This window comes from Streptomyces chattanoogensis (assembly GCF_001294335.1).
Lineage (GTDB): Bacteria > Actinomycetota > Actinomycetes > Streptomycetales > Streptomycetaceae > Streptomyces > Streptomyces chattanoogensis.
This window is the reverse complement of the sequence record NZ_LGKG01000174.1, coordinates 96,046-111,298: the sequence shown is the minus strand read 5'-3', so window position 1 is coordinate 111,298 and position 15,253 is coordinate 96,046. Positions and strand designations below refer to the sequence as shown.

At 70.7% G+C, this 15,253-nt stretch carries 14 protein-coding genes; 11 read left to right on the top strand and 3 right to left on the bottom strand.

Features of this window, described 5'->3' with window-relative positions:
* The first annotated feature begins 107 nt into the window (after window positions 1-107).
* From ADL29_RS33270 to ADL29_RS33255, 4 genes are read left to right on the top strand one after another with little or no spacing between them, the layout of a single operon-like run.
* Entirely contained in the window at window positions 108-905 is a 798-nt protein-coding gene (locus ADL29_RS33270) for an ABC transporter substrate-binding protein (protein WP_053927261.1), read from the top strand.
* 11 nt (window positions 906-916) lie between these two features.
* Window positions 917-1,714: an amino acid ABC transporter permease gene (locus ADL29_RS33265; RefSeq protein WP_053927260.1), complete on the top strand. Its 798-nt coding sequence runs from the start codon at window positions 917-919 to the stop codon at window positions 1,712-1,714.
* Between the two features lie 5 nt (window positions 1,715-1,719).
* The gene (locus tag ADL29_RS33260) at window positions 1,720-2,508 is read left to right on the top strand and encodes an amino acid ABC transporter ATP-binding protein (RefSeq protein WP_053927259.1); all 789 of its coding nucleotides are present in this window, start codon (window positions 1,720-1,722) and stop codon (window positions 2,506-2,508) included.
* Window positions 2,509-2,529: 21 nt separating this feature from the next.
* The gene (locus ADL29_RS33255) at window positions 2,530-3,207 is read left to right on the top strand and encodes an HAD-IA family hydrolase (RefSeq protein WP_053927258.1); all 678 of its coding nucleotides are present in this window, start codon (window positions 2,530-2,532) and stop codon (window positions 3,205-3,207) included.
* A gap of 106 nt (window positions 3,208-3,313) precedes the next feature.
* Here ADL29_RS33255 and ADL29_RS33250 read toward each other — a convergent pair whose 3' ends face one another.
* Window positions 3,314-4,117 (bottom strand): hypothetical protein, encoded by an 804-nt coding sequence (locus tag ADL29_RS33250; RefSeq protein WP_053927257.1) that lies wholly within the window; start codon window positions 4,115-4,117, stop codon window positions 3,314-3,316.
* A 138-nt stretch (window positions 4,118-4,255) separates the two neighbouring features.
* Here ADL29_RS33250 and ADL29_RS33245 point away from each other — a divergent pair, with 138 nt between their 5' ends.
* On the top strand, window positions 4,256-5,221 hold the full coding sequence (locus tag ADL29_RS33245; RefSeq protein ID WP_053927256.1) for an acetylxylan esterase: 966 nt from the start codon (window positions 4,256-4,258) through the stop codon (window positions 5,219-5,221).
* Between the two features lie 49 nt (window positions 5,222-5,270).
* Here ADL29_RS33245 and xylA read toward each other — a convergent pair whose 3' ends face one another.
* Entirely contained in the window at window positions 5,271-6,434 is a 1,164-nt protein-coding gene (xylA, locus tag ADL29_RS33240; protein WP_053927307.1) for a xylose isomerase, read from the bottom strand.
* 166 nt (window positions 6,435-6,600) lie between these two features.
* On the opposite strand from xylA, the gene xylB reads away from it, so the two are divergent.
* From xylB to ADL29_RS33210, 6 genes are all read left to right on the top strand, one after another.
* Window positions 6,601-8,031: a xylulokinase gene (gene xylB / locus ADL29_RS33235; protein ID WP_053927255.1), complete on the top strand. Its 1,431-nt coding sequence runs from the start codon at window positions 6,601-6,603 to the stop codon at window positions 8,029-8,031.
* Between the two features lie 11 nt (window positions 8,032-8,042).
* The gene (locus ADL29_RS33230) at window positions 8,043-9,308 is read left to right on the top strand and encodes an ROK family transcriptional regulator (protein WP_053927254.1); all 1,266 of its coding nucleotides are present in this window, start codon (window positions 8,043-8,045) and stop codon (window positions 9,306-9,308) included.
* Window positions 9,309-9,478: 170 nt separating this feature from the next.
* Window positions 9,479-10,888: a family 2B encapsulin nanocompartment shell protein gene (locus ADL29_RS33225; protein ID WP_053927253.1), complete on the top strand. Its 1,410-nt coding sequence runs from the start codon at window positions 9,479-9,481 to the stop codon at window positions 10,886-10,888.
* A gap of 138 nt (window positions 10,889-11,026) precedes the next feature.
* Window positions 11,027-12,442 carry a family 2B encapsulin nanocompartment shell protein gene (locus ADL29_RS33220; protein ID WP_046924745.1) on the top strand — a complete coding sequence of 472 codons (1,416 nt, stop codon included), beginning with the start codon at window positions 11,027-11,029 and terminating at the stop codon, window positions 12,440-12,442.
* A gap of 258 nt (window positions 12,443-12,700) precedes the next feature.
* Window positions 12,701-13,393 carry an N-acetylmuramoyl-L-alanine amidase gene (locus tag ADL29_RS33215; protein WP_053927252.1) on the top strand — a complete coding sequence of 231 codons (693 nt, stop codon included), beginning with the start codon at window positions 12,701-12,703 and terminating at the stop codon, window positions 13,391-13,393.
* A 132-nt stretch (window positions 13,394-13,525) separates the two neighbouring features.
* A complete protein-coding gene (locus ADL29_RS33210; protein WP_053927306.1) occupies window positions 13,526-14,767 on the top strand; it encodes a phosphodiester glycosidase family protein in 1,242 nt (413 codons plus the stop codon).
* Between the two features lie 77 nt (window positions 14,768-14,844).
* Here ADL29_RS33210 and ADL29_RS33205 read toward each other — a convergent pair whose 3' ends face one another.
* Complete coding sequence (locus ADL29_RS33205) at window positions 14,845-15,039, bottom strand: hypothetical protein (protein ID WP_046924747.1); 195 nt, start codon at window positions 15,037-15,039, stop codon at window positions 14,845-14,847.
* Window positions 15,040-15,253: the final 214 nt, after the last annotated feature.

Sequence of the window (15,253 nt, the reverse complement as noted above, 5' to 3'; positions counted from 1 at the left end):
CACAGACGCAACCGGCGCGGCGGCGACAGCACCGCCGGCCGATGGCAGGATGCAGCCAACTCGCAGCACCGCACGGCTTGGCCGATCCTCATCCGCCTGGAGGACCTGTGTCCGCTCGCTCCGCGTTGCCCGTCATAGCCGCTGCCGCGGCCATCGCCGTCCTGGCGGGGTGCAGCAGCACCAAGTCCGACGGGAAGAAGGGTTCCGGTGGTCCGGAACTGGTCTCCGCCGGGACGCTCAAGACCTGCACCCACCTTCCGTACGCACCGTTCCAGGTGAAGAAGGACGGCAAGGTCGTCGGGTTCGATGTGGATCTGGTGGACCTGGTCGCCAAGGACCTCGGCGTCAAGCAGGAGATCGTCAACACCCCGTTCGAAGGCATCGAGACCGGCCAGGACTTCACCATCCGCAAATGCGACCTGGCCGCCGCGGGCATGACGATCACGCCCGCCCGCGACAAGGTGATGGATTTCTCCGACCCCTATTTCAACGCCACCCAGGCGCTGCTCACGAAGAAGGGGAAGCCCTACAAGAAGATCGAGGATCTCAAGGGCAGGAAGCTCGGCTACCAGAAGGCCACCACCGGCGGGATCTACGCCAAGAAGCACGGCAAGGACGTCGAACTGGTGGAATTCGAGGATCTGGGACTGCTGCTGACCGCGGTGAAGTCCGGCCAGGTCGACGCCGGCATCAATGACAACGGCGTGCTCTTCGACTATGTGAAGCAGAACCCGGACACCGAGGTCACCGCGGAATTCAACACCGGCGAGCACTACGGCATCGGCGTCCGCACCGGCAACGACGCGCTGCGCAAGAAGATCAACGAGGCCATCAAGAAGGCCAGATCCGACGGGAGTTACGACCGGATCTACAAGAAGTGGTTCGGCACCACTCCGAAGAGCTGAGGCCGCTCCCGATGCCACTCTCCGGACAGCTCTCCCGACGACAGCGCGCGCGGATCTTCCGCGGTGCGCAGTACGGCGTCCTGGTCGTCGCCGTGGCGGTCTTCGCTCTGGTCGCCGACTGGCACCAGCTGCGGACGGCGTTCTTCGACGTCGAAATCGCCAAGGCGATGTTCCCCGACATCATCACCACGGCCCTGGTCAATACCGTTCTCTACACCCTGCTCGGTTTCGGGTTCGGTCTTGCGCTCGGTCTGGTACTGGCGCTGATGCGGCTGTCGTCGGTGCCGCCGTACCGCTGGATCGCGATCACCTATATCGAGTTCTTCCGCGGAATCCCGGCACTGCTGGTGTTCATCGCGCTGGGCTTCGGTGTGCCGCTGGCATTCGAGGTCGCGCTCGATATGAACATCACGGTGATGCTCTCGCTCGGTCTGGTGGGCGCCGCGTACATGGCGGAGACCATCAGGGCCGGAATCCAGGCGGTGCCCAAGGGACAGATGGAGGCGGCGCGTTCGCTGGGCATGTCGCACGGCCGGGCGATGGTCTCGATCGTCATCCCGCAGGCCTTCCGGATCGTCCTGCCGCCGCTGACCAATGAATTGATCCTGCTGACCAAGGATTCCTCGCTGGTGTATCTGCTGGGACTTTCCCTCACCCAGGTCGAGCTGGCCAACTTCGGCCGGGACGCGCTCAACGAGCACAAGAGCCTGACCCCGATCCTGGTCGCCGGACTGCTCTATCTCGTCATCACCGTTCCGCTCGGGCAGCTGGTCCGGCGGCTGGAAGCCCGTACGGCGAAGGCCAGGTGACCGGAATGAAGCCGGAGCAGGACGGCAAGGCCATCGACGTCCAGGGCCTGCACAAATCGTTCGGCGCACTGGAGGTGCTGCGGGGTATCGACTTCTCCGTGGCGCGGGGTGAAGTGGTGTGCGTCATCGGACCGTCGGGATCCGGGAAATCGACCCTGCTGCGCTGTGTGAATCTGCTGGAGGAGCCGAGCGCGGGACGGGTCACGGTGGCCGGCACCGAGGTCACCGACCCGGATGTGGACATCGATCGGGTCCGGCGGCGGATCGGAATGGTCTTCCAGGCCTTCAACCTCTTTCCGCATCTGACCGCGCTGGAGAATCTGACGATCGCTCAGCGGCGGGTACTGGGCCGCGGCCGGGCCGAGGCGGAGCGGACCGCCCGCGCCCATCTCGAACGGGTCGGGCTGGGCGACAAGGCGGCGGCCTACCCGGCGCAGCTGTCGGGCGGACAGCAACAGCGGGTGGCGATCGCCCGCGCGCTGTCGATGGATCCCGAGCTGATGCTCTTCGACGAGCCGACCTCGGCGCTGGATCCCGAGCTGGTCGGCGATGTGCTGGCGGTGATGCGCTCGCTGGCGCGGGACGGGATGACGATGCTGGTGGTCACCCATGAGATGAGCTTCGCCCGCGAGGTCGCCGACCGGGTGGTCTTCATGGACGGCGGGGTGATCGTCGAGGAGGGCACTCCGGAGCAGGTGGTGGGCGCACCGCGGCACGAGCGGACCAGAGCGTTCCTGGCGCGGGTGCTGGATCCGGCGGCGGCGGAGGTGGGGGAGGCCGACGAGGTCCCCTAGGGCCTGGGGGACGATCGCGACGTGACCAGTGAGCCTGTGCAGCCCCGCCCCAGGAAGTTCGTCCTCTTCGATGTCGACGGTACATTGATCGACGCCGTGGCCAACCAACGCCAAGTCTGGAGAACGTGGGCCGGGCGGTACGGGCTGGACGCGGAGGGCGTCTACCAGGTTGCCCTGCGGACGCGGCCGATGGAGACGTTCGCGCAGGTCGCTCCGGACCAGGATCCCGCCGAGTGCCTGGCTGCGCTCCACGGCATCGAGGACGAGGACGTCCGGTCCGGCGTCTATGCGGCCTTCGCCGGTGCATCGGAGCTGCTGGAAGCCCTGCCGCCGGGGTCGTGGGCGCTGGTGACCTCGAACTATGAGCACCGGGTGCGGGGGCGGTTTTCCCGGACGGGTCTGCCGGTCCCGCGCGTCATCGTGGACGCCGCAGCGGTGGAGGAGGGCAAACCCTCGCCCGTGCCCTACCTGCTGGCTGCCGCGCAGCTCGGTGCGAGGCCCGAGGACTGCCTGGTCGTCGAGGACGCCCCCTCCGGCGTCGAGGCAGGACTGCGGGCCGGCATGACGGTGTGGGGGGTGAACGCTCCGGTCAGGGTGGCCGGCGTGCACCGTCACTTCGGGAGCCTGCGGGAAGCGGTCCCCGACATCCTCCGCTTCGCGTCGGGGACCCGTCCGGGCGGATCGGTGGCAGTGGGATGACCGTGCTGCCGCGCGGACAGCGGGCGGCGCACCACGGCACCGGCTTCCGCACGACGGACGGGCCCCGACCCTTTCGTCGCTCAGGCCACGGTGGCGGCCGTGCGGCTCAGGACAGCGGCTTGGTGAGCTTCTTGGTCATGCTGCTGTTTCCCGTCAGACTGCAGCTGACCGACTTGATGCCCAGGTCGTAGCCCCGGAAGTTGGGGAACTGGACGTAGGTGCCCTCGGCGGTGCCGGACGGCTGCTGGGCGGCCTTGCGCGCCAGTTCCTTCTTGCAGAGCGAGGCTGCTTCCTGCTTGATGTCGTCTTCGGTCTTGAGGCCGGAGACCAGGCGGTGGACGCTGACGACCTCGGCGTCGTGCGGGCCGTTGCAGGAGGCCGACTGGTTGTAGCCGGCGCCGCGCGCCGTGCGGTCGTAACAGTCGCCCACCTTCAGCTGATAGAAGGGCAGGTCGCCGCTGGAGGGCGTCGGCGACGCCGTGTCGGACGGGGTCGGCGTCGGGTCGTCGGACGGCGTGGGAGAGGCGCTCTCGGACGGGCCGGCGCTGGAGCTTGAGCTGGACGGCTGCGCGCGGTGCTTGGGTTCGTCGCCGTTGTTCAGCACGACGAAGGTGATGACCGCGGCCACCACCAGGGCGCCGCCACCGATGATCGCCGCGATGACCTTGCCGTTACCGCCGCCACCGCCGGGCGGCGGGCCGACCGGCTGCTGCCAGCCGCCGGGCCCCGCCGGGCCGCCGGGCCCGTAACCGCCGCCCGCGGGAGGACCGTAGCCGCCGGGGGGCTGGTTGCCGGCCTGCGGGTAGCCGTAACCGCCCTGGGCGAAGCCACCACCGGCGGGTGGCCCGTAGCCGCCGGGGTTGTCGCTGGGCGGCTGGTTCGACGGAGGCGGAGGCGGAGGAAAGCTCATGACAGAAATGATCGCTTCTTTAAGAGGATTCGGCGGACACGGTGACCAACCTGGAACATTCCGCGGCTGAACCATCCGGACGATGGGCACTTTGGACGTGGGCACGCCCTGGCAACCCTACGGCCCGGAGGAGAACCCGTGTTCACCGACCTGCCCCTGGACCAGCTTTGCGACTACCGCCCACCACTGCCCGAACCGCCCGGATTTGACGCCTTCTGGCAGCGCACCCTCAAGGAGGCACGCCGCCATGATCTGGACGCGCGCTTCACCGAGTTGGATACCGGCCTCGCGCTGCTGCGCAGCTACGACGTGGAGTTCTCCGGCTTCGGCGGACACCGCATCCGGGGCTGGTTCCTGATCCCGCGCGCGGCCGGCGGTCCGCTGCCGTGCATCGTGCAGTACCTCGGTTACGGCGGCGGGCGGATGATGCCGCACGACTGGACGCTGTGGCCGTCCGCCGGATACGCGACGCTGGTGATGGACGCCCGCGGGCAGAGCGGCCCCAACCGCCCCGGCGGCACACCCGATCCGGTCGCCGCAACCAACCCGGGCGTACCCGGCAAAATGACCCAGGGGCTGCTCAACCCCGACGACTACTACTACCGACGGCTGTTCACCGATGCCGTACGGGCCGTGGACACGGCGCGCGGACACGGCGGGGTGGACGCGGACCGGATCGTGGTCGCCGGGGGCAGTCAAGGCGGCGCCACCGCCCTCGCGATGACGGGGCTGGTGTCCGGTCTGGCCGGCGCGCTGATCGATGTGCCGTTCCTGACGCACATCCGGCGCGCGCTCGACCTCACGGACACGGGCCCGTACGGCGAACTCACCCGCTACTTCGCGGGCGAGCGCCGGCACATCGACGCCGCCCTGCACACCCTCGACCACTTCGACGGGCTGAACTTCGCGGTCCGGGCGAGCACCCCGGCGCTCTTCGGTACGGCGCTGCGCGACGACATCGTCCCGCCGTCGACCGGCTTCGCCTCGTACAACCACTATGCGGGAGAGAAGGCGCTGAAGGTGTGGCGGTTCAATGCGCACGAGGGCGGCGGCGGGGAACAGCGGGCCGCGGAGCTGGCGTTCGTCCGGGAGCTGTTCGGCTGAGCCGGCCGGTGCCGCCCCGTATCCGCCGGTGCCGCCCGGCGCCGCCGGCTCAGGCGACGCCGAGGAGGTGGTCGAGGGCCAGCTGGTCCAGGTGCTCGAAGGCCATACCGCGGGCGGCGGCTGCCTCGGCGTCGAAGGTTTCCAGGGCGGCGCGGTCCGCCAGCAGCCCGGCCAGGCCGTCCTCGGCGGTGGGACGGGCCAGCTGGTCGAGGCGGGCGGCACGCAGTGCGGCCTGTACGACGGGGTCCGCGCGGAAGGCCGCCGCGCGCTCCTTGAGGATCAGGTAGTTGCGCATACAGCCGGCGGCCGAGGCCCAGACGCCGTCCAGGTCCTCGGTGCGCGGCGGCTTGAAATCGAAATGCCGCGGTCCGTCGTAGCCGGCCGTCTCCAGCAGGTCGACGAGCCAGAACGCGGAGCGCAGATCGCCGGCGCCGAAGCGCAGGTCCTGGTCGTACTTGACCCCGCTCTGGCCGTTGAGGTCGATATGGAAGAGCTTGCCCGACCACAGCGCCTGGGCGATGCCGTGCGGGACGTTCAGCCCGGCCATCTGCTCGTGGCCGACCTCCGGGTTGACGCCGTAGAGCTCGGGGCGCTCCAGCCGGCCGATGAAGGCCAGGGCGTGGCCGACGGTGGGCAGCAGGATGTCCCCGCGCGGTTCGTTGGGCTTGGGCTCGATGGCGAACCGCAGGTCGTAGCCCTGCTCGACGACGTACTGGCCGAGCAGGTCGAACGCCTCCTTCAGCCGGTCCAGTGCGGCCCGGACGTCCTTGGCCGCGCCCGACTCCGCACCCTCGCGCCCGCCCCACGCCACATAGGTGCGCGCACCCAGCTCCGCCGCCAGGTCGAGGGTGCGGAGCGTCTTGCGCAGGGCGTAGCGGCGGATGTCGCGGTCGTTGGCGGTGAAGGCGCCGTCCTTGAAGACCGGGTGGGTGAAGAGGTTGGTGGTGACCATCGGGACGACCAGGCCGGTGGCGTCCAGGGCATCGGTGAAGCGCTTCACCACTGCCTCGCGCCGGGTGCTGCCGGAGCCGTACGGGATCAGGTCGTCGTCGTGGAAGGTGACGCCGTACGCGCCGAGCTCGGCGAGCCGGTGGACCGATTCCACGGGGTCCAGTGCGCGGCGGGTGGCGTCCCCGAAGGGGTCGCGGCCCTGCCAGCCGACCGTCCAGAGGCCGAAGCTGAATTTGTCCTCGGGCACGGGCTGATAGCTCATCGCGACTCCCTCGGTGATTTTCCCGGCCGTTTCCCCGGTCATTTCCCTCGGCCATTTCGTCAACGGTCTTTACAAATTCCGTCGCGGCCAAACTAATATGCGAAAGCACCCCGGGGAATCCCCGGGACCGGGCCCCTGGAACCGAGCCGCCAAGGGAGAGCGCACCATGGGCGCACAGTCAGCCGGACCGCTCGTCGCCGGCGTGGACAGCTCCACCCAGTCCACGAAAACGCTGGTCGTGGACGCGGAGACGGGTGTGGTCGTGGCCCGGGGCCATGCGCCGCACACCGTCAGCGGGGGCGAGCGCAAGGAGAGCGACCCGGGGCAGTGGTGGCGGGCGCTGGGCGAGGCGCTGCGCCAGTGCGGAGATGCGGCGCGGCAGGTCTCCGCGCTGTCGGTGGCCGGCCAGCAGCACGGTCTGGTGGCGCTGGACGCGGCCGGGGAGCCGGTGCGCCCGGCGATCCTGTGGAACGACGTACGGTCCGCGCCCCAAAGCGAGCGGCTGATCGGGGAATTGGGCGGTGCGAAGGCCTGGGCGGACCGGGTCGGGAGCGTGCCGGGGCCGTCGTTCACGGTCGCCAAATGGGCCTGGCTGCGGGCGAACGAGCCGGACGCGGCGGCCGCCACGGCCGCGGTGCGGCTGCCGCACGACTACCTCACCCAGCGGCTGACCGGCCAGGGTGTCACCGACCGCGGCGATGCCTCCGGGACGGGCTGGTGGGCCTCGGCCACCGAGGCGTACGACACCGGGATCCTGGACCTCGTCGGCCTGTCCCCCGACGCGCTGCCCCGGGTCGCCGCGCCCGGCGAGGCGGCGGGGACGGTCCACGCCCGCGATCTGCCGCTGCCGCACGGCGCGTTGGTGGCGGCCGGCACCGGGGACAACATGGCGGCGGCGCTCGGCCTGGGCCTGCGCCCCGGGCAGCCGGTGCTGAGCCTGGGCACCTCCGGGACGGTCTACGCGGTCTCGGCGCACCGGCCCGCCGACCCGACCGGCACCGTCGCGGGCTTCGCCGACGCGCGCGGCGACTGGCTGCCGCTCGCCTGCACCCTGAACTGCACGCTCGCCGTGGACCGGATCGCGGCCCTGCTCGGCCGGGACCGGGAGGCCGTCGAGCCCGGTGGCGGCGCCGTACTGCTGCCCTTCCTGGACGGCGAGCGGACCCCGAACCTGCCCGCCGCCTCGGGCCTGCTGCACGGGCTGCGGCACGACACCACGGCAGGACAGGTGCTCCAAGCGGCGTACGACGGCGCGGTGTTCGCCCTGTTGCGGGCCCTGGACCAGGTGATCGACGAGGAGGCCGCGCCGGACGCCCCGCTGCTGCTGATCGGCGGCGGCGCGAAAGGTGTGGCCTGGCGGGAGACCGTACGGCGGCTGTCCGGGCGCCCGGTGCTGGTGCCGCAGGCCCAGGAGCTGGTGGCCCTGGGGGCGGCGGCCCAGGCGGCCGGGCTCCTCCTGGGCGAGGAGCCGGCGGCGGTGGCCCGGCGGTGGGGTACGGCCCGCGGCGCGTCGTACGAGGCCAGAGAGCGGGACGAGGCGGTGCTGGAGCGGCTGGCCGGGACGCTGACGGCCGGGGAAGGGCTGTTGCGGGGGTGAAGGGAGCAGGCGTGAAGGGACAGGACACCCAGCACGCCCTGCGCCGCCGCAATCTGTCCCGGGTGCTGCGGACCGTGGCCGCCGCGGGCACGGTGTCCCGGGCCGGGATCGCGGAGCGGACAGGGCTGACCCGGGCCGGGGTCGCGCCGCTGGTGGACGAGCTGCTGCGGCTCGGGCTGCTGGTCGAGGCCGGGCGGGCGGCGACCGGCGGGCGGGGCAGGCCGGGCAGCGGGCTGGCGGTCAGCGACCGGGGCCCGGCGGGGATCGGGGCCGAGATAGGCGTCGACCATCTGGCCGTGTGCGCGGTGGATCTGCGCGGCCGGGTCCGGGCCCGGGTGGCGGCGGACGCGGCCAACCGGCACAGCGCACCCGGGCCGGTACTGCGGCGGCTGTCCGCGCTGCTGATGCAGGTCACCGCGGAGATCGCCGCCGAGGGCCTGCGCCCGGCCGGGCTGACGGTGGCGGTTCCCGGCCTGGTGGCCCGCGGCTCGGCGACCGTCGTGCACGCCCCCAATCTCGGCTGGCGGGATGCGGATCTCACCCCCGGGCTGACCGGCGCGACCGGGACCTCCGGCGCCCCCGTACCCCTCTCCGTCGACAACGAGGCGCACCTCGGCGCACTGGCCGAACTCCGGCTGGGCGGCGGCGCGGACGGGCTCGCCCCGCCGACGGACTTCGTGCATGTCTCGGCGGAGAGCGGGATCGGCGCCGCGGTGGTCGTGGACGGTCAACTCCTGCGGGGCGCACGGGGTTTCGCGGGCGAGCTGGGGCATGTCCCGGTGTATCCGGACGGCCGTCCGTGCGGCTGCGGGGGCCGGGGCTGCCTGGAGCAGTACGCGGGGGAACAGGCCGTACTACGCGCCGCCGGGCTCACGCCGGAGCAGGCGGCGGCCGCACACCCGGGCCCCGGCGCGCGGATCGCGCTGCTCGCGCGGCGCGCCGCCGACGGGGATGCGGCCACTACCGGGGCGCTCCACGAGGCGGGGACCGCGCTGGGGATCGCGCTCGCCGGGGCGGTGAATATGCTGGACCCCCGAACGGTGGTCCTCGGCGGCGCGCTGGCCCGGCTGGCGCCCTGGATTCTGCCGTCCCTGGAAGGGGAGTTGGCACTGCGGACGGCCGTCGCCCCGGCCGCCGCGCGACCCGGCGGACCTCTCGTGGCGGTGTCCCGGCTGGGGGCCGACGGGCCGCTGCTCGGGGCGGCGCACGGGGCGCTCCGGGCCGTTCTCGACGATCCGGTCACAGCCGACGCCCGGGCACACCCTCCCCACAGGTGAACTGGCTAAACCTTTCCACGGAAAGAGAATTCCATGCCACCCCTTCGAGCGATTGTGCTGTTTAAAACCGCGCCACTATCTTCGACCCGGTGAGCTGCCGTGGAGACGAACTCCCTTGAAATAGGGGGTCGTTCCGGCTGCGCTGCCCCCTTCAAGAGATAGGCGGAGTTGTGACGATTGTCGACGAGACCTTAAACGGAAACCCGGAAGACACCTCGCATTCGAGCCTGAGTACCGCCGCAGCGCGGAATTTGGCGACCACCACCAAAACCGTTCCGCAGATGCAGGGGATCACCTCCCGCTGGCTGCTGCGGCTGCTGCCCTGGGTTCAGGTCTCCGGTGGTACGTATCGGGTCAACCGCCGGCTGTCGCACACCGTCGGCGACGGGCGGATCGATTTCGATATTTCCGGCTCCGATGTCGCGATCATTCCCGAGGAACTGCGCGAACTGCCCGCACTGCGGGACTTCACCGATACCGAGGTGCTGGCCGCGCTGGGGGAACGGTTCACCCAGCGGGAATACGCCCCCGGGGAGCTGATCGCCGAGGCGGGCGGGCCCGGGGACCGGCTGGTGCTGATCGCGCACGGGCGGGTGGACCGTATCGGCACCGGCAAGTACGGCGACACCACCGTGCTGGCCGCCCTGGCCGGCGGCGACCACCTGGGCGATGCACCGCTCACCAGCGACGAGGTGACCTGGGAGTTCAGCTATCGCGCGATGACCCGCGTGACGGCCGTGGAACTCCCCCGGCGGGCCGCCCTGGAGATCATCGAGCGGTCACCCGGACTGCGGGAACATCTCGCGGGCGTGCGGCAGGAACCCGTACACCCGACGAACTCCAGCGGGGAATCGGCGGTCGCCGTCGCCTCCGGACATCGTGGCGAACCATCGCTGCCGGGCGCCTTCGCCGACTACGACCTGGCGCCGCGCGAGTACGAACTCAGCGTCGCGCAGACGGTGCTGCGCACCCACACCCGGGTCGGCGACCTCTACAACGACCCGATGAACCAGGTCGAGGAGCAGCTCAAACTCACCGTCCAGGCGCTGCGGGAGCGCCAGGAACACGAGATGATCAACAACCGTGAGTTCGGGCTGCTGCACAACGCCGACCTCAAGCAGCGCATCCCCACCCGCAGCGGTCCGCCCACCCCCGACGACCTCGACGATCTGCTCGCAACGGTCTGGAAGGACCCGGGCTTTCTGCTCGCCCATCCCAGGGCGATCGCCGCGATGGCCCGGGAGTGGAGCGCCCGCGGGCTGTATCCGACCGCGGTCGATTTCCACGGGCATTCGCTGCCGTCCTGGCGCGGGGTGCCCATCTTCCCGTGCAACAAGATCCCGGTGACAAAGGAACGGACGAGTTCCATTCTGCTGCTGCGCACCGGTGAGGAAAAGCAGGGCGTGGTCGGTCTGCACCAGACGGGAATTCCCGATGAATACGAGCCGAGTCTGTCGGTGCGTTTCATGGGGATCGACGACCGCGCCGTCATCAACTACCTCGTCAGCGCCTACTATTCGGCGGCCGTTCTGGTCCCGGACGCACTGGGCGTGCTCGAGGACGTAGAAGTCGGTCTCTGAAGTCAGGGAAAAAGTCAGGGAAGAAGTCAGGGACGAAGTCGGGAAAACGGAAGACCGGAATTCCGTCCCCGTACCCGGCACCACTCGGCAGCACCCAGCAGTACCGACAGCACCGAACAGAACAGGTGAGCTTTCTCCATGACCACATCCGTGGACCCGACCTCCGGCCCGCAGGCGTCCGGCACCGAGCAGAACCGTTCCAGCCTGGACACCGCGGCCGCGCGCAAGCTGGCGACCACGACCAAGACCGTGCCGCAGATGCAGGGGATCTCCTCCCGCTGGCTGCTGCGCGTCCTGCCCTGGACACAGGTCAACGGCGGTACGTACCGCGTCAACCGCCGTCTCACCCATACGCTCGGCGACGGGCAGGTGGAGTTCGTCAACACCGGCGCCGAAGTCCGGGTGATTCCCGAGGAGTTGCGTGAGCTGGCGCCGCTGCGTGGCTTCACGGACACCCCGACGCTCGAGGCGCTGGCCGGCCGCTTCGCCCAGCACGAGTTCGCGCCCGGCGATGTGCTCGCCCAGCAGGACCAGCCCGCGGACCGGATCATCCTGATCGCCCACGGCAAGCTGGACCGGCTCGGCACCGGCAAGTACGGCGGGGAGACGGTCCAGGGGCAGCTGGCCGGCGGCGACCATCTGGGCGCGGCGGCGCTGCTGGACGGGGGCGCGGCCTGGGAACACACCGTACGGGCGGTGACGCGGGTGACCGCGCTGACCCTGTCGCGCGGCGACTACGAGCAGGTGCTGGGCGGGTCGGAGTCGCTGCGCGCGCACGTCGAGGCCTTCCGGGCCGCGCTGGTGCCGGCGCAGAACAAGCACGGTGAGGCGGCCATCGAGGTGGCCGCGGGCCATGTCGGCGAGCCGTCCCTGCCGGGCACCTTCGCCGACTACGACCTGGCGCCGCGCGAGTACGAACTCAGCGTCGCGCAGACCGTACTCAAGATCCACTCGCGGGTCGCGGACCTCTACAACGACCCGATGAACCAGATGGACCAGCAGCTGCGGCTGACCGTGGAGGCGCTCCGCGAGCGCCAGGAACACGAGATGATCAACAACCGCGAGTTCGGACTGCTGCACAACGCCGACCTCAAGCAGCGCATCCACACCCGCAGCGGTCCGCCCACCCCGGACGACCTGGACGAGCTGATCTCACGGCGCCGTAAGACCCAGGTCCTGCTGGCGCATCCGCGCACCATCGCGGCGATCGGACGGGAGTGGAACGCGCGCGGCATCTATCCGACCGGGGCGGAGCTGCACGGCACCGACGTCCGTGCCTGGCGGGGCATTCCGCTGCTGCCGTGCAACAAGATCCCGGTGACACCGGAGCAGACCAGCTCGATCATCGCGATGCGGCTGGGCGAGGAGAACCAGGGCGTGGTCGGTCTGCACCAGACCGGCATTCCGGACGAGTACCAGCCGGGTCTCTCGGTGCGCTTCATGGGCATCAATGACCAGGCGGTCATCCAGTACCTGGTCAGTGCGTACTACTCGGCGGCGGTGCTGGTGCCGGATGCGCTGGGCATCCTGGAGGACGTAGAGATCGGTCACTGAGCCGACCGAGCCGGCTGCGAGACCACCCGGGTGCGCGCCCTGAGCGGGGGCGCCGCCCGGGTGACGTCCGTTCAGGTACCGGGCGGTTTGCTGCGGGAGGTTTTCCGGGGAGTTCTGACCTGCGGAGTTCCGCCTTTGGTCAAGCCCATTGGCACAGCGGCCATTCCCTTGGCAGGGCGTGAGCTGTTGCGCATTATGGATGCATCACATGTGCGTGACATGTACGCGACCATTCCTCGGTCCTTGTCAGGAGTTCACATGGAGCCCGACCGCCGTCCCCCGGCCCGCAGAAGTCTGCTCACCGGCGCGGCCGCGATCGCCGCGGCCGCCGCCCTCGGCCCGCTCGGCGCGACCGCCGCCCACGCGGCCCCGCTCTCCGACGGCCCGTCGGACCCCACGGGCAACGACGACCACGCGGAGAACAGCGACTTCGCAGAGAACAGCGACTTCAGGGGGCACGACGGCTATCCGCCCCTCCACTGGGTCCCGGCCGCCCCCGCCAACTTCACCGCCGCCGACCGCCCCGGCCAGTACCCGATCGACCTGGTCGTGGTGCATGTGACCCAGGAGACCTACGCCGACACCATCAAGCTGTTCCAGGACCCGGCCCACAAGGCGGCCGCGCACTACGTCGTACGGTCCCACGACGGCTATGTCGCCCAGTGCGTCGACGAACGGGACGTCGCCTGGCACGCCGGGAACTGGAACTACAACACCCGCGCCATCGGTATCGAGCACGAGGGCTGGACCGACGACCCGAAGTGGTTCACCGATGTGCTCTATGCGCAGTCGGCGCAGCTGACCGCCGCGGTGTGCGACCGCTACGGGATCCCCAAGGACCGCGAGCACATCATCGGCCATGTCGAGATCCCCGGGACCGACCACACCGACCCGGGCCAGTACTGGGACTGGGCGCGCTATCTGCAGATGGTCACCGCGGCGAGCCGCTGACCGGCGGCGCCGGACCGCGGGGGCGGGCCGACACGACGGCCGTACAGCAGATATGCAGATTTGCGACATCTGCGGGTCATAGTGGCCGTCGTCGGCACCTGGGACAGTTTGGCGGGACGTCAGGGGGTGGGCGTGAAGCAGCGATTCGGCGGGGTGCGTGTCGTACTGACGGTGCTGGCGACCTGGGCCGCGCTCGCCGGCGGCGGGATGGCCGGCGGGTCGCGGGCCACCGCGGCGGTCGACTCCCTGCGCCAGGTGGCCGACGTACCGGTGGCGCCCGGCGTGGAGTACGGGGAGTTCCGCACGACGGTGCCGCGCGGCCTGGCGCACGGCCATCTGCTGACGGTCGACCTGGACGATCCCCGGGTGACGGTGGACCTGCTGTACCCGGGGGCCGTGGGCGCGCGGGCGCCGGTGTCCGAACTGGCCGACGCCCGCGGGGCGGTGGGGGCCGTCAACGGCGACTTCTTCAATATCAGCGAGGCGCAGCATCCGGGGGTGGAGCCCACCGGCGCCTCGGTCGGGCCGGCGATCTCCTCCGGACGGCGGCTGAAGGCCGCGGTGCCGGACGGGCAGCGGTTCGGACCGGCCATGCCGCCGGGCGCCACGACCGAGGACGTCCTCGGCATCGGCTACGACCGCCGGGCGCGACTGGACCGGCTGTCGCTGCGCGGCACGGTGTGGACGGCCGACGGGCCGCTGCCGCTGCGCGGGCTCAACCAGTACGCCCTGCCGGTGGACGGGATCGGTGCGTACACCGAGCTGTGGGGACCCGCTTCCCGGGTGCGCGCCACCTGCGGTACGGACACCGACCGGGCGGCGCCGTGCAGTGCGGAGACCGCGGAGGTGACGGTCCGGCACGGCCAGGTGGTGGCGCTGGCCGACCGGCCGGGCGCGGGCGGGGTCGAGGCGGGGAGCACGGTGTTGGTGGGACGGGAGGAAGGGGCGCGGCAGCTGCGCAAGCTGCATCTGGGCGATCCGGTGAGCGTCAGCCATCGCCTGGTGGGCGAGGGGCCGGTACCGCTGCGGTTCGCGGTCGGCGGGTTTCCGATCGTGCGGGATGCGCGGCCGGTGGACGGGCTGGACGACGGTGCGGCGGCGGTGCGTACCTCGGCGGGGACCGGGGACGACGGCCGGGTGCTGTATCTGCTCTCGCTGGACGGGACGCGCGGGGAGGCCGGTATGACGGTGCGTGAGCTGGGCGAGCTGATGAACCGGCTGGGGTCGCAGAACGCGGTCGATCTGGACGGCGGCGGGTCCTCGACGCTGGTCACCCGCGATCCGTTCAGCCGGGATGTGACGGTACGGAACCATCCGTCGGGCGGGGCGGAGCGGCCGGTGCCGAATGCGGTCGGGGTGTTCAGCTTCGGGTGAGCGGGCCGCCCCGGGGTCCGTTGAGCGGCCTGCGGGACCTGGGCGACGGCGGGTGGGGTACCGTCAGGCCGCCGCTGTCATGGACGTACGCTGCTCACCATGTCCGCGGCGCCGGCGAGTCCGTTGTGGATGTCGGGGGCGAGGCTGCTGCCGGCCAGATAGAAGCCGAGCAGGGCGCACACCAGGGCGTGCGAGAACTTGAGTTTTCCGCTGCGCAGAAAGATGACCGTCAAGATCACCAGCAGCAGGACGACCGAAATGGAAATTGCCATGGTGCACCTCCTCGACCGCCGCCCGATTGGACGGCCTCGGGTGGCCAGTTTGGCGTATTTCAGGGTATGTCCGGTTCGCCGCCAGGTGCGCCAAACGGGTGATCACTGCATGTCACCGGCGGGCCCTCACCCTTCACCCCGCGGCAATGTGACGCGCATCACATCACTCCGGGCAACGAAGTATCGCGTTCAGCCGTCTTAGCGAGCGCCGTCC